The 17,876-nt window shown below is 40.4% G+C and carries 16 protein-coding genes; 5 read left to right on the top strand and 11 right to left on the bottom strand.

Going from position 1 to position 17,876, the window contains the following annotated elements; translation table 11 throughout:
* Nucleotides 1-192: 192 nt before the first annotated feature.
* From dacB to AC07UV_RS04645, 5 genes are all read left to right on the top strand, one after another.
* Nucleotides 193-1,617 (top strand): D-alanyl-D-alanine carboxypeptidase/D-alanyl-D-alanine endopeptidase, encoded by a 1,425-nt coding sequence (gene dacB, locus AC07UV_RS04625; RefSeq protein WP_495182889.1) that lies wholly within the window; start codon nt 193-195, stop codon nt 1,615-1,617.
* 93 nt (nt 1,618-1,710) lie between these two features.
* Nucleotides 1,711-3,993 (top strand): NADP-dependent malic enzyme, encoded by a 2,283-nt coding sequence (locus tag AC07UV_RS04630; RefSeq protein ID WP_282250445.1) that lies wholly within the window; start codon nt 1,711-1,713, stop codon nt 3,991-3,993.
* 33 nt (nt 3,994-4,026) lie between these two features.
* On the top strand, nt 4,027-4,608 hold the full coding sequence (gene ruvA, locus AC07UV_RS04635; protein ID WP_282250446.1) for a Holliday junction branch migration protein RuvA: 582 nt from the start codon (nt 4,027-4,029) through the stop codon (nt 4,606-4,608).
* A gap of 663 nt (nt 4,609-5,271) precedes the next feature.
* Complete coding sequence (locus tag AC07UV_RS04640) at nt 5,272-7,128, top strand: beta-N-acetylhexosaminidase (protein WP_495182890.1); 1,857 nt, start codon at nt 5,272-5,274, stop codon at nt 7,126-7,128.
* Between the two features lie 108 nt (nt 7,129-7,236).
* Nucleotides 7,237-7,713 (top strand): GAF domain-containing protein, encoded by a 477-nt coding sequence (locus AC07UV_RS04645; RefSeq protein ID WP_282250448.1) that lies wholly within the window; start codon nt 7,237-7,239, stop codon nt 7,711-7,713.
* Nucleotides 7,714-7,882: 169 nt separating this feature from the next.
* On the opposite strand, the gene AC07UV_RS04650 is transcribed toward AC07UV_RS04645, so the two are convergent.
* From AC07UV_RS04650 to AC07UV_RS04700, 11 genes are all read right to left on the bottom strand, one after another.
* Nucleotides 7,883-8,785: a WD40 repeat domain-containing protein gene (locus tag AC07UV_RS04650; protein ID WP_282250449.1), complete on the bottom strand. Its 903-nt coding sequence runs from the start codon at nt 8,783-8,785 to the stop codon at nt 7,883-7,885.
* Nucleotides 8,786-9,215: 430 nt separating this feature from the next.
* Nucleotides 9,216-9,800, bottom strand: a complete 585-nt coding sequence (hisIE, locus tag AC07UV_RS04655; RefSeq protein ID WP_282250450.1) for a bifunctional phosphoribosyl-AMP cyclohydrolase/phosphoribosyl-ATP diphosphatase HisIE — start codon at nt 9,798-9,800, stop codon at nt 9,216-9,218.
* A 122-nt stretch (nt 9,801-9,922) separates the two neighbouring features.
* Nucleotides 9,923-10,675, bottom strand: coding sequence for an imidazole glycerol phosphate synthase subunit HisF (gene hisF, locus AC07UV_RS04660; RefSeq protein ID WP_495182891.1), 753 nt, complete (start codon nt 10,673-10,675; stop codon nt 9,923-9,925).
* Between the two features lies 1 nt (nt 10,676).
* Complete coding sequence (locus AC07UV_RS04665) at nt 10,677-11,429, bottom strand: 1-(5-phosphoribosyl)-5-[(5-phosphoribosylamino)methylideneamino]imidazole-4-carboxamide isomerase (protein WP_223583775.1); 753 nt, start codon at nt 11,427-11,429, stop codon at nt 10,677-10,679.
* A gap of 12 nt (nt 11,430-11,441) precedes the next feature.
* Nucleotides 11,442-12,041, bottom strand: coding sequence for an imidazole glycerol phosphate synthase subunit HisH (hisH, locus tag AC07UV_RS04670; protein ID WP_495182892.1), 600 nt, complete (start codon nt 12,039-12,041; stop codon nt 11,442-11,444).
* A 163-nt stretch (nt 12,042-12,204) separates the two neighbouring features.
* Nucleotides 12,205-13,344 carry a bifunctional histidinol-phosphatase/imidazoleglycerol-phosphate dehydratase HisB gene (gene hisB / locus AC07UV_RS04675; protein ID WP_282250453.1) on the bottom strand — a complete coding sequence of 380 codons (1,140 nt, stop codon included), beginning with the start codon at nt 13,342-13,344 and terminating at the stop codon, nt 12,205-12,207.
* Nucleotides 13,345-13,348: 4 nt separating this feature from the next.
* The gene (hisC, locus tag AC07UV_RS04680; RefSeq protein WP_495182893.1) at nt 13,349-14,407 is read right to left on the bottom strand and encodes a histidinol-phosphate transaminase; all 1,059 of its coding nucleotides are present in this window, start codon (nt 14,405-14,407) and stop codon (nt 13,349-13,351) included.
* A 110-nt stretch (nt 14,408-14,517) separates the two neighbouring features.
* On the bottom strand, nt 14,518-15,429 hold the full coding sequence (locus tag AC07UV_RS04685) for a ribonuclease Z (RefSeq protein ID WP_282250455.1): 912 nt from the start codon (nt 15,427-15,429) through the stop codon (nt 14,518-14,520).
* Nucleotide 15,430: 1 nt separating this feature from the next.
* Nucleotides 15,431-15,811, bottom strand: a complete 381-nt coding sequence (locus tag AC07UV_RS04690) for an STAS domain-containing protein (RefSeq protein ID WP_104385068.1) — start codon at nt 15,809-15,811, stop codon at nt 15,431-15,433.
* 33 nt (nt 15,812-15,844) lie between these two features.
* Nucleotides 15,845-16,795, bottom strand: coding sequence for a phosphoribosylaminoimidazolesuccinocarboxamide synthase (locus AC07UV_RS04695; RefSeq protein WP_495182894.1), 951 nt, complete (start codon nt 16,793-16,795; stop codon nt 15,845-15,847).
* A 35-nt stretch (nt 16,796-16,830) separates the two neighbouring features.
* Nucleotides 16,831-17,796: a PhoH family protein gene (locus AC07UV_RS04700; RefSeq protein WP_223583768.1), complete on the bottom strand. Its 966-nt coding sequence runs from the start codon at nt 17,794-17,796 to the stop codon at nt 16,831-16,833.
* Nucleotides 17,797-17,876: the final 80 nt, after the last annotated feature.

Below are 17,876 nucleotides of genomic sequence, written 5' to 3' on the forward strand. Positions count from 1 at the left end.
ATATAGAATATCAAATAACAGGACAGCATAAGGTCCGACGAAATTACATGTTAATGAAACCATCATGATTTATTCAAACCGAGTGAAACGAGTTCATGAATGCAATTAAAAAACAAATTATGAATGAATAATCACATAGGGGAATGAGTAAATCTGATAGCTTCATCGCAAATGAAAAACAAATTTAAACGGATGAAAAAATTTGCACTATATTCCATTGCACTATCGACCTATGCACTTACCGGCATGACGAGTTCTTTAGTTGCACAGGATATCCGAGCCAAAATCCAAGATGCATTCAATCAATTTCAAAATCAGGAAAACGTAAAAAACGGCATTAGTTCTTTAACGGTATTTGACGGAAAGACAGGACAGTCTATCTATGCTGTCAATGAAAATATCGGGCTAGCTACAGCTTCCACCATGAAAGTGATTACTGCGGCTACAGCATTGGATTTTCTGGGTAAGAATTATCAATTTAAAACAACCTTATACTATACTGGTACCATAGATGAAACCGGTGTCCTAAATGGCAACATCGTTGTAACAGGGACGGGTGACCCTACCTTGGGCAGCGACCGCTACCCGGAAACCAAAGCAGCTATCGTGCTGAATAAATGGATCGCAGCTATTCAAAACGCTGGGATACGAAGTATCAATGGAGCAGTTATTGCCGATGATCGCCTCTATAACGGCAATCAACTCCCTGGGGGATGGATCTGGACAGATATGGGTAATTATTATGGCGCAGGCATTTCATCACTCAACTGGCATGAAAATGCTTTTGGAATTGATTTTAGTCCGGCGGCAAAAGTTGGGGCAAAAGCTGAAATCGTCAATTACACGGTTCAGGTTCCCTATCTGCAGATTATCAATGAAACCACAACAGGCAGAGCAGGCAGTGGGGACAATGTCTATGCCTATGCAGCGCCTTATTCTACCAAGATATTTGTCCGCGGTACTTATGCTCAGGATTTAAAGAAAACCATCGAGCTCGCTTCTCCCGACCCTGCATATGATTTGGCTTTTCAACTGAATGAAGGTCTCAACAAACAGGGCATCCTTGCAATCCAACCTCCCGCAACAGGTGCGAAGATGGATTCAATAGACGTATCCCAGAAACAAACACTGGATGTGCACCTGTCCCCTACCATGGATAAAATTGTCTATTGGTTTAACCAAAAAAGCATCAACCTCTATGGGGAAGCCCTATTAAAAGCTATTGCCTATACCACTGCTGGAAAAACGGGAACGGATGATGGGGCCAATTACATACAGAAGTATTGGAACGCCAAATTAGGGATCAAGCCAAGCGAACTCAAAAGTATGGACGGCTCGGGGCTCTCACCACAAAATAGAGTCACCACGCTCGCCATGAACAAAATCATGCAATATGCACAAAAGCAAAATTGGTATCCTGTATTCTACGAAAGTCTACCGACCTACAATGACATGAAGATGAAGAGTGGAACAATCGGCGGCGTACTGGGGTATACGGGCGTTCATACCAATAAAAATGGACAATCCTTTACCTATACACTATTGGTCAATAATTATTCGGGATCGGGGTCCAATATGCGCAAGCAAATGTTTAAATTGCTGGACATTTTAAAATAACATATTATTGTCTATTTATAATAAGATATTGGCAAATATTTCCAAATATCAAAAAGAATGATAGATTTGTAGCCTTAAATTAATAAAATCGTAATGAGTAACACTAATCGTAAACAGGCAGCGTTAAATTACCACTCAATGGGTAGACCTGGAAAAATAGCTGTTGTTCCGACAAAACCAACAAATTCGCAAAGAGACTTATCATTAGCATATTCTCCTGGCGTAGCGGAGCCATGTTTGGCTATTGCCGAGAATAAAGAAGATGCTTATAAATATACCGCAAAAGGGAACCTTGTTGCTGTTATCAGTAACGGTACAGCTGTCTTGGGCCTAGGTGATATCGGCGCTCAAGCAGGTAAACCTGTCATGGAAGGAAAAGGTTTATTGTTCAAAATTTTTGCTGACATCGATGTATTTGACATCGAAGTGGACACCAAAAATGTTGACGAGTTCGTGAAAATAGTAAAAGCATTGGAACCAACTTTCGGAGGTATCAACCTGGAAGATATCAAGGCTCCTGAATGTTTTGAAATTGAGCGTCGCCTGAAAGAGGAAATGACGATTCCCGTTATGCACGATGATCAACACGGTACAGCGATCATTTCAGGTGCAGCCTTGATCAATGCCTGTGAAATTATCGGAAAAGATATCTCCAAAGTAAAAATCGTCGTTAATGGTGCTGGTGCTGCTGCGATGTCCTGTACAGCAATGTATATTTCTGTAGGCGCAAGCAAAGAAAACATTGTGATGCTAGACAGTAAAGGTGTTATCCGTACAGATAGAGAAAATCTGGATAGCATGAAAGCACAATACGCTACTGATCGCGATATCCACACCCTAACAGATGCCGTAAAAGACTCCGATGTATTTATCGGGTTATCAGCTGCGGATGTCATGTCAGCAGAGATGTTGTTATCCATGGCTCCTAATCCTATTGTTTTGGCGATGGCCAACCCAAATCCGGAGATTGCTTACGATTTAGCGATGGCTACCCGTAGTGATATTATCATGGGTACTGGCCGTTCGGATTATCCAAATCAGGTGAACAATGTATTGGGTTTCCCTTACATTTTCCGTGGTGCTTTGGATGTACGCGCAACAGCAATTAATGAGGAAATGAAAATTGCAGCTGTACGCGCTATTGCTGATCTGGCAAAACAACCAGTTCCAGAAGAAGTCAATCAAGCTTACAATACAAGCAACTTAAAATTCTCTGAAGAATATATCATTCCCAAACCTACCGATCCACGTTTGATCACAGAGGTTTCTATGGCTGTGGCAAAAGCAGCAATCGAATCTGGTGTAGCGAAAACAGCAATCGAAGATTGGGATAAATACCGCGATGCATTGCGTAAACGTCTGGGTAAAGATGATGCGATCATGCGCAACTTAACAATGGCAGCTAAAAGAGATCCAAAACGCGTTGTCTTTGCTGAAGCAGATAATTACAAAACATTACGTGCCGCTCAAATCGTAAAAGAAGAAGGTATTGCAATCCCGATCCTATTAGGTAAGAAAGAGAAAATCCAACGTTTGATCCAAGAGTATGCTTTTGAATTGGATGGTGTAGAAATTATTGATCCAGTTGCTGAGGTTGATGGTGAAACAGAGCGTTCAAAAAAATTCATCGAGCACCTTTATAACAAAAGACAACGCAGAGGGATCTCTCGTTACGACGCGCGCAAACTGATGTTTGACCGCAACTATTTTGGTGCTTCTTTAGTTGAGTTTGGTGAGGCAGATACATTGATTTCTGGTATGACCAAAAATTATGCAAACACCATTCGTCCTGCATTGCACGTTATCGGTGCTAAACCGGGCAGCCGTGTAGCAGGTATGTATATGATGTTAACCAAAAAAGGTCCTATTTTCATGGGTGATACCACCGTGAATGAGGATCCTACAGCACAAGAGCTAGCTGATATCACATTGCTTTTGGACAAAGCTGTTAAACGCATGAATATCCAACCGCGCATTGCTTTATTGTCGTACTCTAATTTTGGTTCCAGTGAAGGAAAAACACCTACCAAAGTAAGAGCAGCGGCGCAGATTATTCACGACCAACATCCTGACATTATTGCTGATGGTGATCTACAAGCTAACTTCGCCTTAAATAGCGATATGTTGACTGACAATTTCCCGTTCAGTTGTTTAAACGGGCAATCAGCAAATACACTTGTTTTCCCTAACCTGGAATCAGGTAATATTGCCTATAAATTATTGCAAGAAGTCGGTGAAGCGGAAGCTGTAGGTCCTATTCTTTTGGGTATGAACAAACCTATCCATGTACTACAATTGGATAGCTCTGTACGTGAAATCGTCAACATGGTGACTATTGCTGTAGTTGATGTTCAAGCTCATCTTAAAAATTTATAGAATCGCTTAAAATCTTCCTATATTCGTATTACTATGTACGAATATTTCAATGGAAAATTAGCATATAAAGCCCCCACTCATGTTGTTATCGACGTGAGTGGGATTGGCTACTATGTTCACATCTCTCTTTATACCTTTTCCCAAATCAAGGATCAGGAAAACTGCAAATTATTTATTTCACTGCAAGTCAGGGAGGATTCCCACACACTTTATGGCTTTGCCACAGAAGGCGAAAAGAAGCTGTTCGAGAATCTGATTTCAGTTTCAGGCATCGGCCCCAATACGGGTCGAATGATACTCTCATCCAATACACCTGATGAAATACAGTCTGCCATTGTCAATGGTCAGGTTGCTTTAATCCAGAAAATTAAAGGAATCGGTCCTAAAACAGCACAACGTCTGATCCTAGAACTTCAGGATAAACTGAAAAAACAAGGTGTGGAAACGCTCTCAACATCAATTCAATCGCAATCCATACCAGACGAAGCTTTGTCTGCACTGGTTATGCTAGGTTTCAACAAAGTGGCGGCTGAAAAGGTATTGAATACCATTTTAAAAACAGAAAGCAACCTTTCTGTGGAGGATATGATCAAATTAGCGCTAAAGAGGTTATAAAATGGGTATCATCGCTTGTTGATCCGCTGACGAACATTCGGTTTACAGATACTTCGACTGGACATATACAGAACAAAACATATAGCTCATACAAAAAAAGGAACTTTCAGGTTCCTTTTTTATTTTCTTAATAGCAATCTTAATTCGAATCCCGCAAAGCGATGCTGTGTTTCGAACTGCGAACATGTAGGTAACAATTTATGAATTGAAAGTAGGCTAACAGGGACTTCATAGGGACCTTATCCGGACCTCATTCGGACTTCATTCGGATAGACACGAATAAAGTCCGTTTTATTCCCCGCTAAGATAAGTGTTAAAAGCACTGAAAATATGAAGAAGAATCAAACTTGCCCTCTCCTTAACATGAACCTATTTGCTCCGATAATTAAGTGATCTGTTTATATATAGAATCGTGAGATGATAGCAATTGAAATAAAGTTTATTGGATTACAAATACAGTTATGGGTTTAATAATTATCGTACATCCCTAAGAGATAACACAAACGATTGCTCTAACACAAATAAACACATAATCAATTAGTTACAAAAATACATAAGCACCTCCCCTCACGTTGCTACAGCCTATTTGTTACAATCCGGCTTTGCTAAAACGTATTTATTCCCTTATTTTTAGGGCTTCGTATTTCAGTTATAATCTCACACATGAAAAAACTATTTTCACTTGCGCTCGCTTTAAGTTTAGGAGCAGCAGCATTTGCGCAAGAAAAGAAAGACATCACATTGAATATTGTGCCTTTACCGCAACATGTTCAGATCAAAAACGGGTCATTTAAAGTCAACACAAACACTAAAATTGCATTTGACAGCGATGAGGATAAAAAAGTTGCCACTTTATTCCAGGATTTTCTAAAAAGTAACTATAACCTCAACCTATCTTTAGTCAAGTCACCGGGTAAGAATAGCATCTATTTTTCGTCAAAAAATGCAAAATCCGCAAACACGGAAGCATACGAACTTAACAGCACCTCGGATCAAATTACGGTCAGTGGAAAAGCATCAGGTCTGTTTTATGGCATGCAATCGCTGATTCAGTTACTACCTGTCGACAAAAAAGCAAGCATCGAAATTCCACAGGCATCGATTCAGGATGAGCCCCGTTTTGCTTACCGCGGGCTGCATCTGGATGTTTCCCGTCACTTTTTTCCTGTAGAATTTGTTAAGAAGTACATTGATATTTTGGCTGCTTACAAATTGAATACTTTTCACTGGCACCTGACGGATGATCAAGGATGGCGCATTGAAATTAAATCACACCCGAAACTAACGCAGATCGGGGGCTATCGCAATCAAACGCTTTTAGGTAATTATAAAACCGATGGCGACTATGATAACACGCCTTATGGTGGTTTCTACACCCAGGACCAGATCAAAGAAGTGGTGGCTTACGCCAAAGCCAAGTATGTTACCGTCATCCCTGAAATCGAGATGCCTGGTCATGCTTTGGAAGCACTTTCAGCTTACCCAGAGCTCGGTTGTGGTGATAAACCGGGACCGTACACCGCAGCACAGACCTGGGGGGTATTTGATGATGTATTCTGTGCCGGAAAAGAAGAAACATTTAAGCTATTGGAAGATGTCATCGACGAGGTGATCCCATTATTCCCTAGCGAATATATTCATATCGGTGGCGATGAATGTCCTAAAACAAGATGGAAGACATGTCCGCATTGTCAAAAAAGAATCAAGGATAACAATCTCAAAGATGAGCACGAATTACAAAGCTATTTTATTCAACGTATGGAAAAATACATTAATAGCAAAGGTAAACGTATCATTGGATGGGATGAGATCTTAGAGGGCGGTTTAGCACCAAATGCGACTGTTATGAGCTGGAGAGGTGACCAAGGAGCTATCGATGCTGCAAACCAAGGCCATGACGTCATCATCACGGCAAATAGCTATGGTCTATACTTTGATCACAAACAAGGTGCTGATCAAAATAGGGAGCCCTTGAGTATCGGAGGTCTTTCAACATTGGCTAAGGTATACTCTTCTGATCCTATGCCTAGCAAAATCTCTGAAAACAACAAAAAACATGTCTTGGGTGTTCAAGCAAATATCTGGACGGAATATATCGGCTCTTCCAATAAAGTAGAGTTTACCATCTTACCACGTGTGTTGGCCCTATCTGAGATTGCCTGGACTCAACCGGAAAAGAAAAACTGGAAGAATTTCTCCGAGCAACGTGCGGCACATCAACTGGCAAAGCTAGATCAGACAAATACATTCTACCGCGTACCTGAGGCTTATGGTATCTCTGATACAACGGTATACGCTTCAGAATATACGATCCGTGGTTTGAAACCATCGGTGGAAGGTGCCAAAATCTATTATACCCTAGATAACTACGACCCTTCGGAATTAGATCTAGAGTATACAGGTCCGGTTAAAGTGACTGTTCCAAATAGTAAAGAACGAGTATTCAAAGCGGTCGTTATTACACCCTCTGGAAAAAGAAGCAATTACATCCGGGTAAACATTATCAATACAAAGAAATAAAATAATATACCCCATGCGAAAGCGCTAATATTCTGTTAACTTTGAGCAGATATTAGCGCTTTTTTATTAGCGTGCAGTATCACTTCAAGAATTTAAAAAAGAATTTTTATGGCTGAGGATTTACGAATTGCCAAGGGCAGCAAAGAGGAACAATATCAGAATTTACTTCCGCAGATAGGTGGATTGTTACAGGGAGAAAATAATCAGGTTGCAAATCTTGCCAATATTGCAGCAGCATTAAAGGAGCAGTTTAATTTCTTTTGGGTGGGTTTTTATCTTGTAGACAATGCTGAAGAGCTTGTGCTCGGTCCCTTCCAAGGTCCTGTCGCCTGTACGCGTATAAAAAAAGGACGGGGTGTATGCGGTGGAGCTTGGGCACAGGAAAAAACACTTATTGTACCCGATGTGGAGCTGTTCCCTGGACATATTGCCTGTAGCTCTCTTTCACGCTCTGAAATCGTATTGCCCGTATATCGTCAGGGGGAAATTATAGGTGTTCTCGATGTGGATAGCAGTGAACTGGACAGCTTTGATGAAATTGACGGAAAATACCTTACCCAAATCTTGCAGTTATTGGACAATTAGTGTCTAGATAACGATAAAAATATGTCTATCGTTCAAACATACAACTTCAAAGGTCAGCGTTAGTCCCTGTTAACAAAAAAACAATAATGCGACAAAGTTCTAACGTCCCAAATTGGACACTATTTCCTCATTTTCTATGGGAGCTTCATCAGATTATTTTTCGAATATTTTACTGTTGAAATTCCCATATCTTGACTAATTTATCATCACTAACGCTAAAGAAATAGCGACCATCGTCAGACCAGACACCCGCATTGACAGATAGATGATGACCATCTTGCATTTTGTCACGGCTCATGTTCTTCAACAAAGCAAAATCCGCGTTAGACCAAAATTTCAATGACTTGTCTCTGCTTACCGTGGCGAATAATGGTTCAACTGGATGTGGATAGATTCCATATACAGTAAACAAGTGTGGGACAAATGAAAAGTTATTACTCAACTGACTGACATCCGAAATAATGAGCTGTGCATCACGGCCACCGCTTAATAGTCTATTTTGAAGAAAAGCCAACGAGGTTGTGGGCAGGCTATGGAGCTGCAAACGCTCAATGACATGAAAGTCTTCACTATCCAGTAAATATACCCAGCCATCTTTATCGCCTAATGCAATTCTGTTTGATTTTTCATCGACAGCAATACTCCGAACTGTTGTTTGGGATAGCTGTAGCTCATAAATACCTTTATATGTAGCGAGGTCGATCACATAGAGTCTTCCCTCTTCCCCTACAGCCAGAAGCTCATTTTTTTGCTTGACAAACGCAAGAGCAAAGATGGCTTTTTTACCCAATTGTAAACTCGCGACAAGTTTTTGTTCTTGTACATCCACAAAAAGTAATTTCCCCTCACGTAATGCAATCGCTAAGATAGCCGTTCCTGGGATCAGTTTTAAAGCATATACAGAGGAAGTCACAGCACAGAGGATACGTTTAAAGCTATTTTTTTCGATATCCCATTCAACCACGCCCTTGTCATTACCACCTGTAAAGAATGTATTCGGATCGTATCCTTTTTCTACGCAAAAAATTGGATTTTGATGTCCAGGTAATGTCGCTCTTAATTTAATATCCATAGTTATATCTTCAAGCTCTCCAGATGACATTCGGAGAGGCCATTCTTGCTCCAATCTTTTTCCAACCGGCCATCCGCTTTTTCGTTTACTTGTTTATTACTTCGTTTCACTGACGCACAATAAAAGCGCAGAAAATAATAAAACTTTCATGCTTCCACACAAGCACCAACAGCTGTGAAAACAGCCGGAAAGTTCCTTCTGGCCAACAAACCTAACATAACGAACTCATTGATGTCCTAATAAAAAAAATAAGAATCAATAAAAACAGACACCTTCAGAAAAAAAGAAGTGCAGTATATCCACAAATATACTGCACTTCCAAGACTATTTTGTCATATTACCTTAAAGCCTCGTCCCCATCCCTAGATCCAATCTAATTTATCCAAAAATGTTTGGGATCGATAACAGAAACTTTCTTTGAAAAACAGCGCTATTGATGTCTGCTTTCAAGATTTTTAGCGATTGTTTCCAACGAAAAGCCCTTTTCACGCAACAATACGATCAAATGGAACAATAAATCGGAAGTCTCATTGATAAAGTCAGTCTCGGTTTCCGTTAATGCCGCGATCACGGTTTCTACCGCTTCTTCACCTACCTTTTGGGCGATTTTATTAATTCCTCTGGAGCGCAGACGATTGACATAGGATTCGTCAGAAGGATTTTCGTAGCGATGATTTACAATACGTTCCAGTTCCAAAATAAAATTCTGATTGAAGTCCGTATTGAAACAACTCCGACTTCCTGTATGACAAGTAGGTCCCATAGGATCGGCCTTGATCAATACGGTATCTTTATCGCAGTCTATATGAATACTCTTTACATTTAAAAAGTTACCACTCTCCTCTCCTTTAGTCCAGAGACGATTTTTGCTACGAGAGAAAAAAGTCACGCGCTTTTCCGTCTGTGTCTTTTGCCAAGCCTCTTCGTTCATATAGCCCAGCATCAACACCTCTAGTGTTTGGGCATCCTGCACGATCACTGGAACAAGTCCGTCACTTTTTGCGAAATCTAACATTGTATTAGTATCTAGTATTTAGTATTGAGTAATTAGATTTTACTCACGTAAGCCATCAGCTTACTTAATATTATCCTTACTCCTTTATCCTCACTCTTTATTCCCTGATCCTTGCTCCAAAACTACCTTACGACTATACCATTATGCCGTAAGGTCTGTTTAAGATCTGGAATCAATATTTCCCCATAGTGGAATACGGAAGCAGCTAAGGCAGCATCCACATTGGCCTGTTGGAAGACATCGACAAAATGTTGTTGATTTCCAGCGCCACCCGATGCAATTAACGGTATATGAATGCGATCGTTTACAGCTTTTAAGAATCCGTTATCAAACCCATTCTTCGTACCATCGTGATCCATTGATGTCAGGAGAATTTCCCCAGCACCGCGTTCCTGTGCTTCCAATATCCAATCCAAGGTATTGATCTCCGTCTTGATACGTCCACCACTCAAGTGAACAAAATCTTGACCTTCAATTGACCTTGTATCTACTGCAACCACAACAAACTGGGCACCGAAAGCAGCAGCCATTTGATTGATCAGTTCAGGGTTGCGCACAGCCGCAGAGTTGATGGATATCTTATCTGCCCCAGCATTTAACAGGATATCGGCATCTTTTATTTCATTGATACCACCACCTATCGTAAAAGGAATATTCACCTGACGAGCTACTGCTTTGACAAGATCTATTGTCGTCTTGCGCCCTTCATGTGTAGCCGCGATATCTAAAAAAACAAGCTCATCCGCTCCTTGTTGGGAGTATTCGTAGGCTAATTCAACAGGGTCACCGGCGTCGCGCAAGTCTACAAAATTGACTCCTTTTACTGTACGTCCATCTTTAACATCCAAGCAAGGAATTATCCGTTTTGCCAGCATGTTAAAATCTGATTAATGATTTAAGGTTCCAATCTTTGACTTCATCGATGGAGATTCTATTCTCATAGATTGCTTTTCCTACAACCACTGATTCTACTCCGCCCAGTTCCTGAAGTTTTTGAATATCGTCCATCGAGCTAATACCACCAGAAGCAATCAGCTTAATGATTGGTGAATGGCTCAACAGTTTTTGATATAATTCTACACCTGCACCGCCCAATTTACCATCTTTGCTAATATCGGTACATAGAAACCTAAAGAAACCCAAAACCAAGCATTTATCAATATACTCAATCAATTTAATCGGTGAACTCTCTAACCAACCTGAGTATTTGATCACTTCATCCAATACGTCAATTGCAATCACAATATGATCCGCATATTTCACTTTCCCCTCATTTAAAGTCGCTAGTTCCTCTAAAAAAGAAGGATTCGTAATTGCTTGTGTACCCACAATAACACGGTACACACCAGCATCCACCAATTCCTTTACTTTTTCAATGCTCCTTACCCCACCACCATATTGGATTTTCATATCTGTCTTCTGAATAATATCGAACAAATATGCTTGGTTACTAAAATCACCTTTGGCGCCATTCAGGTCTATGATATGAACCAATTCAGTACCATTCGCACGATAGTTTTCTATCTGCGCCTCCAAACTAATATCATAAGTCGTAACGTCGTTGTAGTTACCCTCTCTTAAACGGACAACTTTTTTGTCCAAAACGTCAATTGCTGGAATGATATACATAATCGAATATTTTTAGTCTATTTGAATAGTTGAAAAATTGAGCAGCAACTGCTCACCTGCTTTCCCCGACTTCTCCGGGTGAAATTGTACACCAAAGAAATTATCTCTGGAAATGGCTGCTGAAAATGGTAACCCATAGTCGCATTTTGCGGCTGTAAACGTCGTATCATATTCAATATAATACGAATGCACAAAATAAAAATAAGTCTGATCTTCAATATTCGCAAATAAAGGATTATTTGCTTGCACTGAAACGCTATTCCAGCCCATATGAGGCACTTTGCCCGCTACTCCGGCATCAAAATGTAACGTCTTCAACGGGAATAACTCCAACATCCCGGCATCACCTTCTTCTGAATATTCAGTCAAAAGCTGCATGCCGACACAGATACCCAAAACAGGTTTACGCAGTTCTTTAATATAGGGTACTAATCCCGACTCGCGCAATTTATTCATGGCTGCTCCGGCATGTCCTACTCCTGGAATAATAATACGATCGTAAAGATCGATCTCATCCGCAGTATTGATCATACCATAGGTCAGCCCTACCCGATCTAGTGCAGCAGTCAGGGAAAAGATATTCCCAGCGCCATAGTTAATAATTCCTATCATTTTTTTAGTATTGAGTATGGAGTATTGAGACTTTAGTTACGTTAGCCGCTGGCTTACCTACTTCATCTTTTTCTTTTTAGCCCAAACTTTTTTATCTTCTTACCCTATAAGGGCAATATCTTAGTTTTATAGCTGCGTCACAAAGACAACTATAAAGTAAAAACTACAAAACACCTTTTGTACTTGGTAGTTGCATATGATCCGCATCTCGTCGTACTGCTTTCTTAATAGATTTAGCAAAAGCTTTAAAGATTGCTTCGATCTTATGGTGCTCGTTATCCCCCTCAGCTTTGATATTTAGATTTGATTTGGAGGCATCAGAAAATGATTTAAAGAAATGGAAGAACATCTCTGTCGGCATGTCACCTATTTTCTCACGTTTAAATTCAGCATCCCATACAATCCAATTACGTCCACCAAAATCCAGTGCGACCTGTGCCAAGCAATCATCCATTGGTAAGGTGTAAGAGTAGCGTTCAATACCACGCTTGTCTCCCAATACCTTCAAGAACACCTCTCCCAAAGCAATCCCTGTATCTTCGATAGTATGGTGCTCATCTATATGAAGATCGCCTTTAGCTTTGATCGTTAAGTCCAATGCACCATGTCGGGCTATTTGATCCAACATATGATCAAAGAAGGGCAATCCTGTTTCGATTTCCGATTTACCGGAGCCATCCAAGTTCAATTGAATAAAAATATCCGTTTCATTCGTCTTACGATGATGTTCGGCAGTGCGCGTTCCCAATTTCAGAAATTCATAAACTGTTTTCCAGTCCATTGTCTCCAAAGCTACGACTGCAGGGTCAATGTCCACATTTTCCAATGCGCCCAATTGATCATTCGCACGCAACCAGATAGCCTTTGCACCAAGATTTTGAGCAAGCTTAACATCATTTACGCGGTCACCAATAACAAACGACTGACTTAAATCATATTTTGAAGCGTCAAAATATTCACCGAGCATGCCAATACCGGGTTTACGTGTATCTGCATTTTCGTGTGGGAAAGTCTTGTCAATATGTTCCTTGGCAAATACTACACCTTCTGCCGCAAACGTATCTAGCACAAAATGATGGACAGGCCAGAAGTTTTCTTCCGGATGGGAAGATGTCCCTAGACCATCTTGGTTGGAAACCAAGATCAATTCAAAATCCAGTTCCTTCGCGATACGTGGCAGGTACTGTAAAGCACCCGGATAGAATTTTAATTTTGCAAAAGAATCAATCTGCTCATCTTCTGGTTCCAAAATTAATGTTCCGTCACGGTCTATAAACAGTACACGTTTTAAGTTATCAGGCATAGTATTATTTATTGATTTGATTAAGTTTTTCTAATAAAGTTCTGTTCTCTGCAGGTGTCCCGACTGTGATCCGCAAGCAGCCTTCGCAAAGCTCCACTTTAGACCGATCTCTGACGATGATCCCATACTGAACTAGATAATCGTAGACTTCTCTCGGCTGTTCCATCTTGACCAAGATAAAATTGGCATCAGAAGGAGTAATATATTGTACATAGTCCAGTTCGAGTAGTTCGCGTACCAGTTTCTCACGTTCCGAAACAGTCTCTTTGATCCAGTCATTGACTTGATCCACATTATTCAAGGCCTCCAGCACGATATCTTGTGTTGCTTGATTAATGTTATAGGGTGGTTTAATTTTATTATAAACTGCTATAATTTCTTTACTTGCAAATGCCATGCCCAACCGCAGCGCCGCAAGCCCCCATGCTTTAGATAAAGTCTGCAATACCACCAAGTTTGGATATTCGGCCAGTTCCTGTGTAAATGACTTCACGGCGGAAAAATTGATATAAGCTTCATCGACAACAACAAGCCCCTGGAAATTATTCAATACCGTTTCTATATCCTGACGACGGATAGAGTTTCCTGTTGGATTATTCGGTGAACAGATAAAAATCAGCTTGGTATGTGCATCTATCGCATTAGCGATACCGTCCAAATCCAATTGATATTCTGCTGTTAGGTTTACTTTCTTGAAGGCAACATCGTTGATATTCGCAGACACTTCATACATACCATAGGTAGGTGGAACTAAAATTACATTGTCCACACCAGGTGTACAAAATGCACGGTATAAAATATCAATAGCTTCATCGCTTCCATTACCCAAAAAGATATTTTCTGCAGGTACTCCTTTTATGTTTGAAAGTTTTGCTTTGACTTGATGTTGGAGAGGGTCTGGGTATCGGTTGTAATCATGGTTTAGTGGGGATCCAAAAGGATTTTCATTAGCATCAATCAATATGGATGCCTCCCCTTTAAATTCATCTCTAGCGGACGAATAAGGTACGAGCTTCTTGATATTTTCCCGTAATAGGTTGTTTAAGTTGAATGGATTATCCATTATAAAAAAATTAGAGCCGTAAACTTAGATAAATTGTTTATCAAAAGCAATATAATAAGCAATTTAAAAAGCATTTGATGGTAGAAATGTGGTATAAAACGCACAAAAAACTAAACTAAAAACCATTTTCCTTCGATAGAAAGTTCGGTATTTGGGAATGCCGTTCGTGCCTCTTCCAATAAAGGGTTCAAATCCCGGTATCGGGCTGAATAATGTCCCAGCAATAATTTCTTTGCATGGGTTTCTTTTGCGATCTCCCCAGCCTCCAATGCTGTTGTATGGAAAGTCTCCTTGGCCCTGTCTACCATATCATGCAGGAATGTAGACTCATGATACATAAGATCAGCATGCTGAACATAGGGCAGATAGTCAGCAGTACGTACCGTGTCCGAACAATATACGTAACTTCTGGATTTAGGCGCGGGTAAGCTCAATTGGTCTGCTGGATAAACATTACCATTTTCATCCACGTAATCCATCCCTTTCTTTATGGTAGGATAATAGACTGTGGGAATATTGAGTGTCTGAACCACATCACCGAGTAGGGTGCGGGCTCTTGGTCCTTCATCGAAGCGAAAACCGGTACAGGCAATACGATGTGTTAAAGGGAATGTGCTTATTTTCATCGTTCGATTTTCAAAAATAACACCGGGCTCGTCGGGTGAAATCGGATGAAAAATAAGATTATAACGTAAGACTGTCTCAGAATGTAGAAATTGTATATCCAAAATCTCTTTTAAGGCAGCAGGGCCATATAGATGAAGATCACTTTTGCGTCCGACAAGGTGCATCGAAGAGAGCAGCCCAACCAAACCTAAGTAGTGATCTCCATGTAAGTGGCTAATAAAAATATGTCCTAAGCGATTGCTTTTAATTCCATATCGGCTGAGTTGCATTTGCGTACCCTCACCACAGTCGATCAAAAACAATTGTTCATTAAAGTTCAACACTTGGCTAGTCGGATGACGATCAAACATCGGTGTCGCGGAACTATTTCCTAATATTAGAACTTCAAACTTCATATTAATCCTCAATTGTCCCCCGATATTCAGATTCCAATTCGTGTGCAAAGATTAAATCTTCAGCGACCTTTAGTGATGGAGCAATCTTTATCGATTTATCCAAGTGCGACACACGAACCATATCCATTAATTTAGGACAAAGATTGACTAAAATAAATACGCCGCCAACAGATTGACATAAACGATGTGCCAGTATCCCCAAACGAATACCCACTTCATCCGTCTTTTGTACGTGAATCATATCCAAAACAATATTGCGTTGACCAATCGTATTGCGCAACAAAAACTCCCCCTTCAATTTAGCTGCATTATCGGCATCTATCACTTCAACATGAGGCTCTATGACAATATAACGATCGTGTTTATCAATAGTGTACTTCATAATTCTATTTCATTAGTTTGAGGATACAATGTACTAATAATTTAGCTCTTTTAAGGCTTTTGCCACATTTCTTTCCACACGTTCAAGTACATTTTCCTGATCAGGATAGACAAATTTTTCTCCAACAATATGTTCGTATAGCTCAATATAGCGTTCGGAAATTGAAGCAATAATATCATCTGTCATCTCGGGAACCACTTGCCCATCCTTACCTTGAAAACCATTATCGATCAACCACTTCCGGACAAACTCTTTTGACAATTGCTTTTGTGCCTCACCATTTTCCTGACGTTCCTGATATCCATCTGCATAGAAATAACGGGAAGAATCCGGCGTATGGATCTCATCAATCAAAACGATTTTGCCATCTTTTTTACCAAATTCATATTTGGTATCCACTAAGATCAATCCTCTTTGTGCTGCAATTTCAGTTCCGCGTTGAAACAATGCTTTGGTATACTTCTCCAATTGCATATAATCCTCTTCACTTACAATACCTTTTTTCAAAATATCTGCGCGAGAAATGTCCTCATCGTGACCTACAGCTGCTTTCGTCGTCGGGGTAATAATTGGCTCTGGTAATTTATCATTCTCTTTTAGTCCTTCAGGAAGAGATTCGCCACAGACTTCACGTTTACCAGCGGCATATTCGCGCCAAGCATGCCCAGATAAATAGCCACGGATTACCATTTCTACTTTAAACGGCTCACACATTTGACCAATAGTCACACTAGGATCTGGTACGGATACAACCCAATTGGGGATAATATCAGCTGTCGCTTTCAAAAATTTAGCTGCAATCTGATTTAACACCTGCCCTTTATAAGGGATAGGGCGAGGAAGTACCACATCAAATGCTGAAATACGGTCAGAAGCCACCATCGCCAAGTAGGTATCGGCAATCGTATACACATCACGTACCTTTCCTCTGTAAAAAGCCGTCTGATTTTCGAAATTGAAATTTGTTTCTTTTATAGCGTTCATGTTCAAAGTAAAATTCTTATGTCAGTAGTTATTGATTAAATATCGCCATATGCTTCCAAAATACGTCGCACCAATTTATGACGAACCACATCGCCGCCACTCAGGTGAATAATATCAATACCTTCAATATTTTCCAGCAAACGGATCGATGTCGAAAGTCCGGATTGATTCTTTTTGGGGAGATCGACCTGCGTCATATCACCTGTAACAATAAATTTTGCGGTGGGTCCCATACGAGTCAAAAACATCTTCAACTGCATATCCGTTGCATTTTGGGCTTCATCTAAAATAACGAAACAGTTATCAAGGGTACGCCCCCGCATAAATGCCAATGGTGCAACCTCGATGGTACGGTTTTCTAAATATCCTTTTAGTTTTTCTGCGGGGATCATATCGTCAAGCGCATCATAAAGTGGCCTCAAATAAGGATCGACCTTTTCTTTCAGGTCCCCGGGTAGAAAACCCAAGTTTTCTCCAGCTTCTACAGCCGGCCTGGTCAAGATGATCCGTTTGATTTCCTTATTGCGAAGCGCTCTTACCGCTAATGCAACAGCCGTATAGGTTTTTCCTGTTCCCGCTGGGCCAATGGCAAATAAGATGTCATTTTTTGAAATACTATCAACCATCCGTCTTTGGTTAGGCGTCCGGGCCCGAACAATCACACCATTAGGTCCGTAAACAATGGGTTCAGAACCAAATGCCGCATTCTTGGCCGCAATCTCCTTTTCCTGCTGCGCGGCTGAGCCTGCGCTCGCCCCTAGGAGATTTTCAAAATCCAACAAGGTAATGTTGTTGAATTTCTCTAGATGCGCCATAACTTCCTTAAACGATTGCTCAAATAGTTCCAATTCCTTCGCATCTCCCAACACTTTCATTTCACTTCCACGAGCTACAATCCGCAGTTTTGGGAATTGTTTCTTCAAATAATCAAAGTGCTCATTGTCTGCTCCCCATAATATGGGTAAATTCAGACCATCTAATGCAATTAGTAATTCGTTCAAATTTTATCCTATTTTAGAAATAATTAGATTGTAGCTACTACGCAATAGCTCTTATACGTAATACTATTCAAAATTAACGT

This window comes from Sphingobacterium sp. GW821-FHT03E03 (genome assembly GCF_059420745.1).

Coding starts and splice junctions, on each gene's coding strand:
- AC07UV_RS04650 (WP_282250449.1), bottom strand. CDS start 8,785: ATGGATATTAAATTAAGAGCGACATTACCTGGACATCAAAATCCAATT.
- hisC (WP_495182893.1), bottom strand. CDS start 14,407: ATGGATAATCCATTCAACTTAAACAACCTATTACGGGAAAATATCAAG.
- hisIE (WP_282250450.1), bottom strand. CDS start 9,800: ATGTTAGATTTCGCAAAAAGTGACGGACTTGTTCCAGTGATCGTGCAG.
- hisF (WP_495182891.1), bottom strand. CDS start 10,675: ATGCTGGCAAAACGGATAATTCCTTGCTTGGATGTTAAAGATGGACGT.
- ruvA (WP_282250446.1), top strand. CDS start 4,027: ATGTACGAATATTTCAATGGAAAATTAGCATATAAAGCCCCCACTCAT.
- AC07UV_RS04645 (WP_282250448.1), top strand. CDS start 7,237: ATGGCTGAGGATTTACGAATTGCCAAGGGCAGCAAAGAGGAACAATAT.
- AC07UV_RS04690 (WP_104385068.1), bottom strand. CDS start 15,811: ATGAAGTACACTATTGATAAACACGATCGTTATATTGTCATAGAGCCT.
- AC07UV_RS04695 (WP_495182894.1), bottom strand. CDS start 16,795: ATGAACGCTATAAAAGAAACAAATTTCAATTTCGAAAATCAGACGGCT.
- AC07UV_RS04630 (WP_282250445.1), top strand. CDS start 1,711: ATGAGTAACACTAATCGTAAACAGGCAGCGTTAAATTACCACTCAATG.
- hisH (WP_495182892.1), bottom strand. CDS start 12,041: ATGATAGGAATTATTAACTATGGCGCTGGGAATATCTTTTCCCTGACT.
- AC07UV_RS04685 (WP_282250455.1), bottom strand. CDS start 15,429: ATGAAGTTTGAAGTTCTAATATTAGGAAATAGTTCCGCGACACCGATG.
- hisB (WP_282250453.1), bottom strand. CDS start 13,344: ATGCCTGATAACTTAAAACGTGTACTGTTTATAGACCGTGACGGAACA.
- AC07UV_RS04640 (WP_495182890.1), top strand. CDS start 5,272: ATGAAAAAACTATTTTCACTTGCGCTCGCTTTAAGTTTAGGAGCAGCA.
- dacB (WP_495182889.1), top strand. CDS start 193: ATGAAAAAATTTGCACTATATTCCATTGCACTATCGACCTATGCACTT.
- AC07UV_RS04665 (WP_223583775.1), bottom strand. CDS start 11,429: ATGTATATCATTCCAGCAATTGACGTTTTGGACAAAAAAGTTGTCCGT.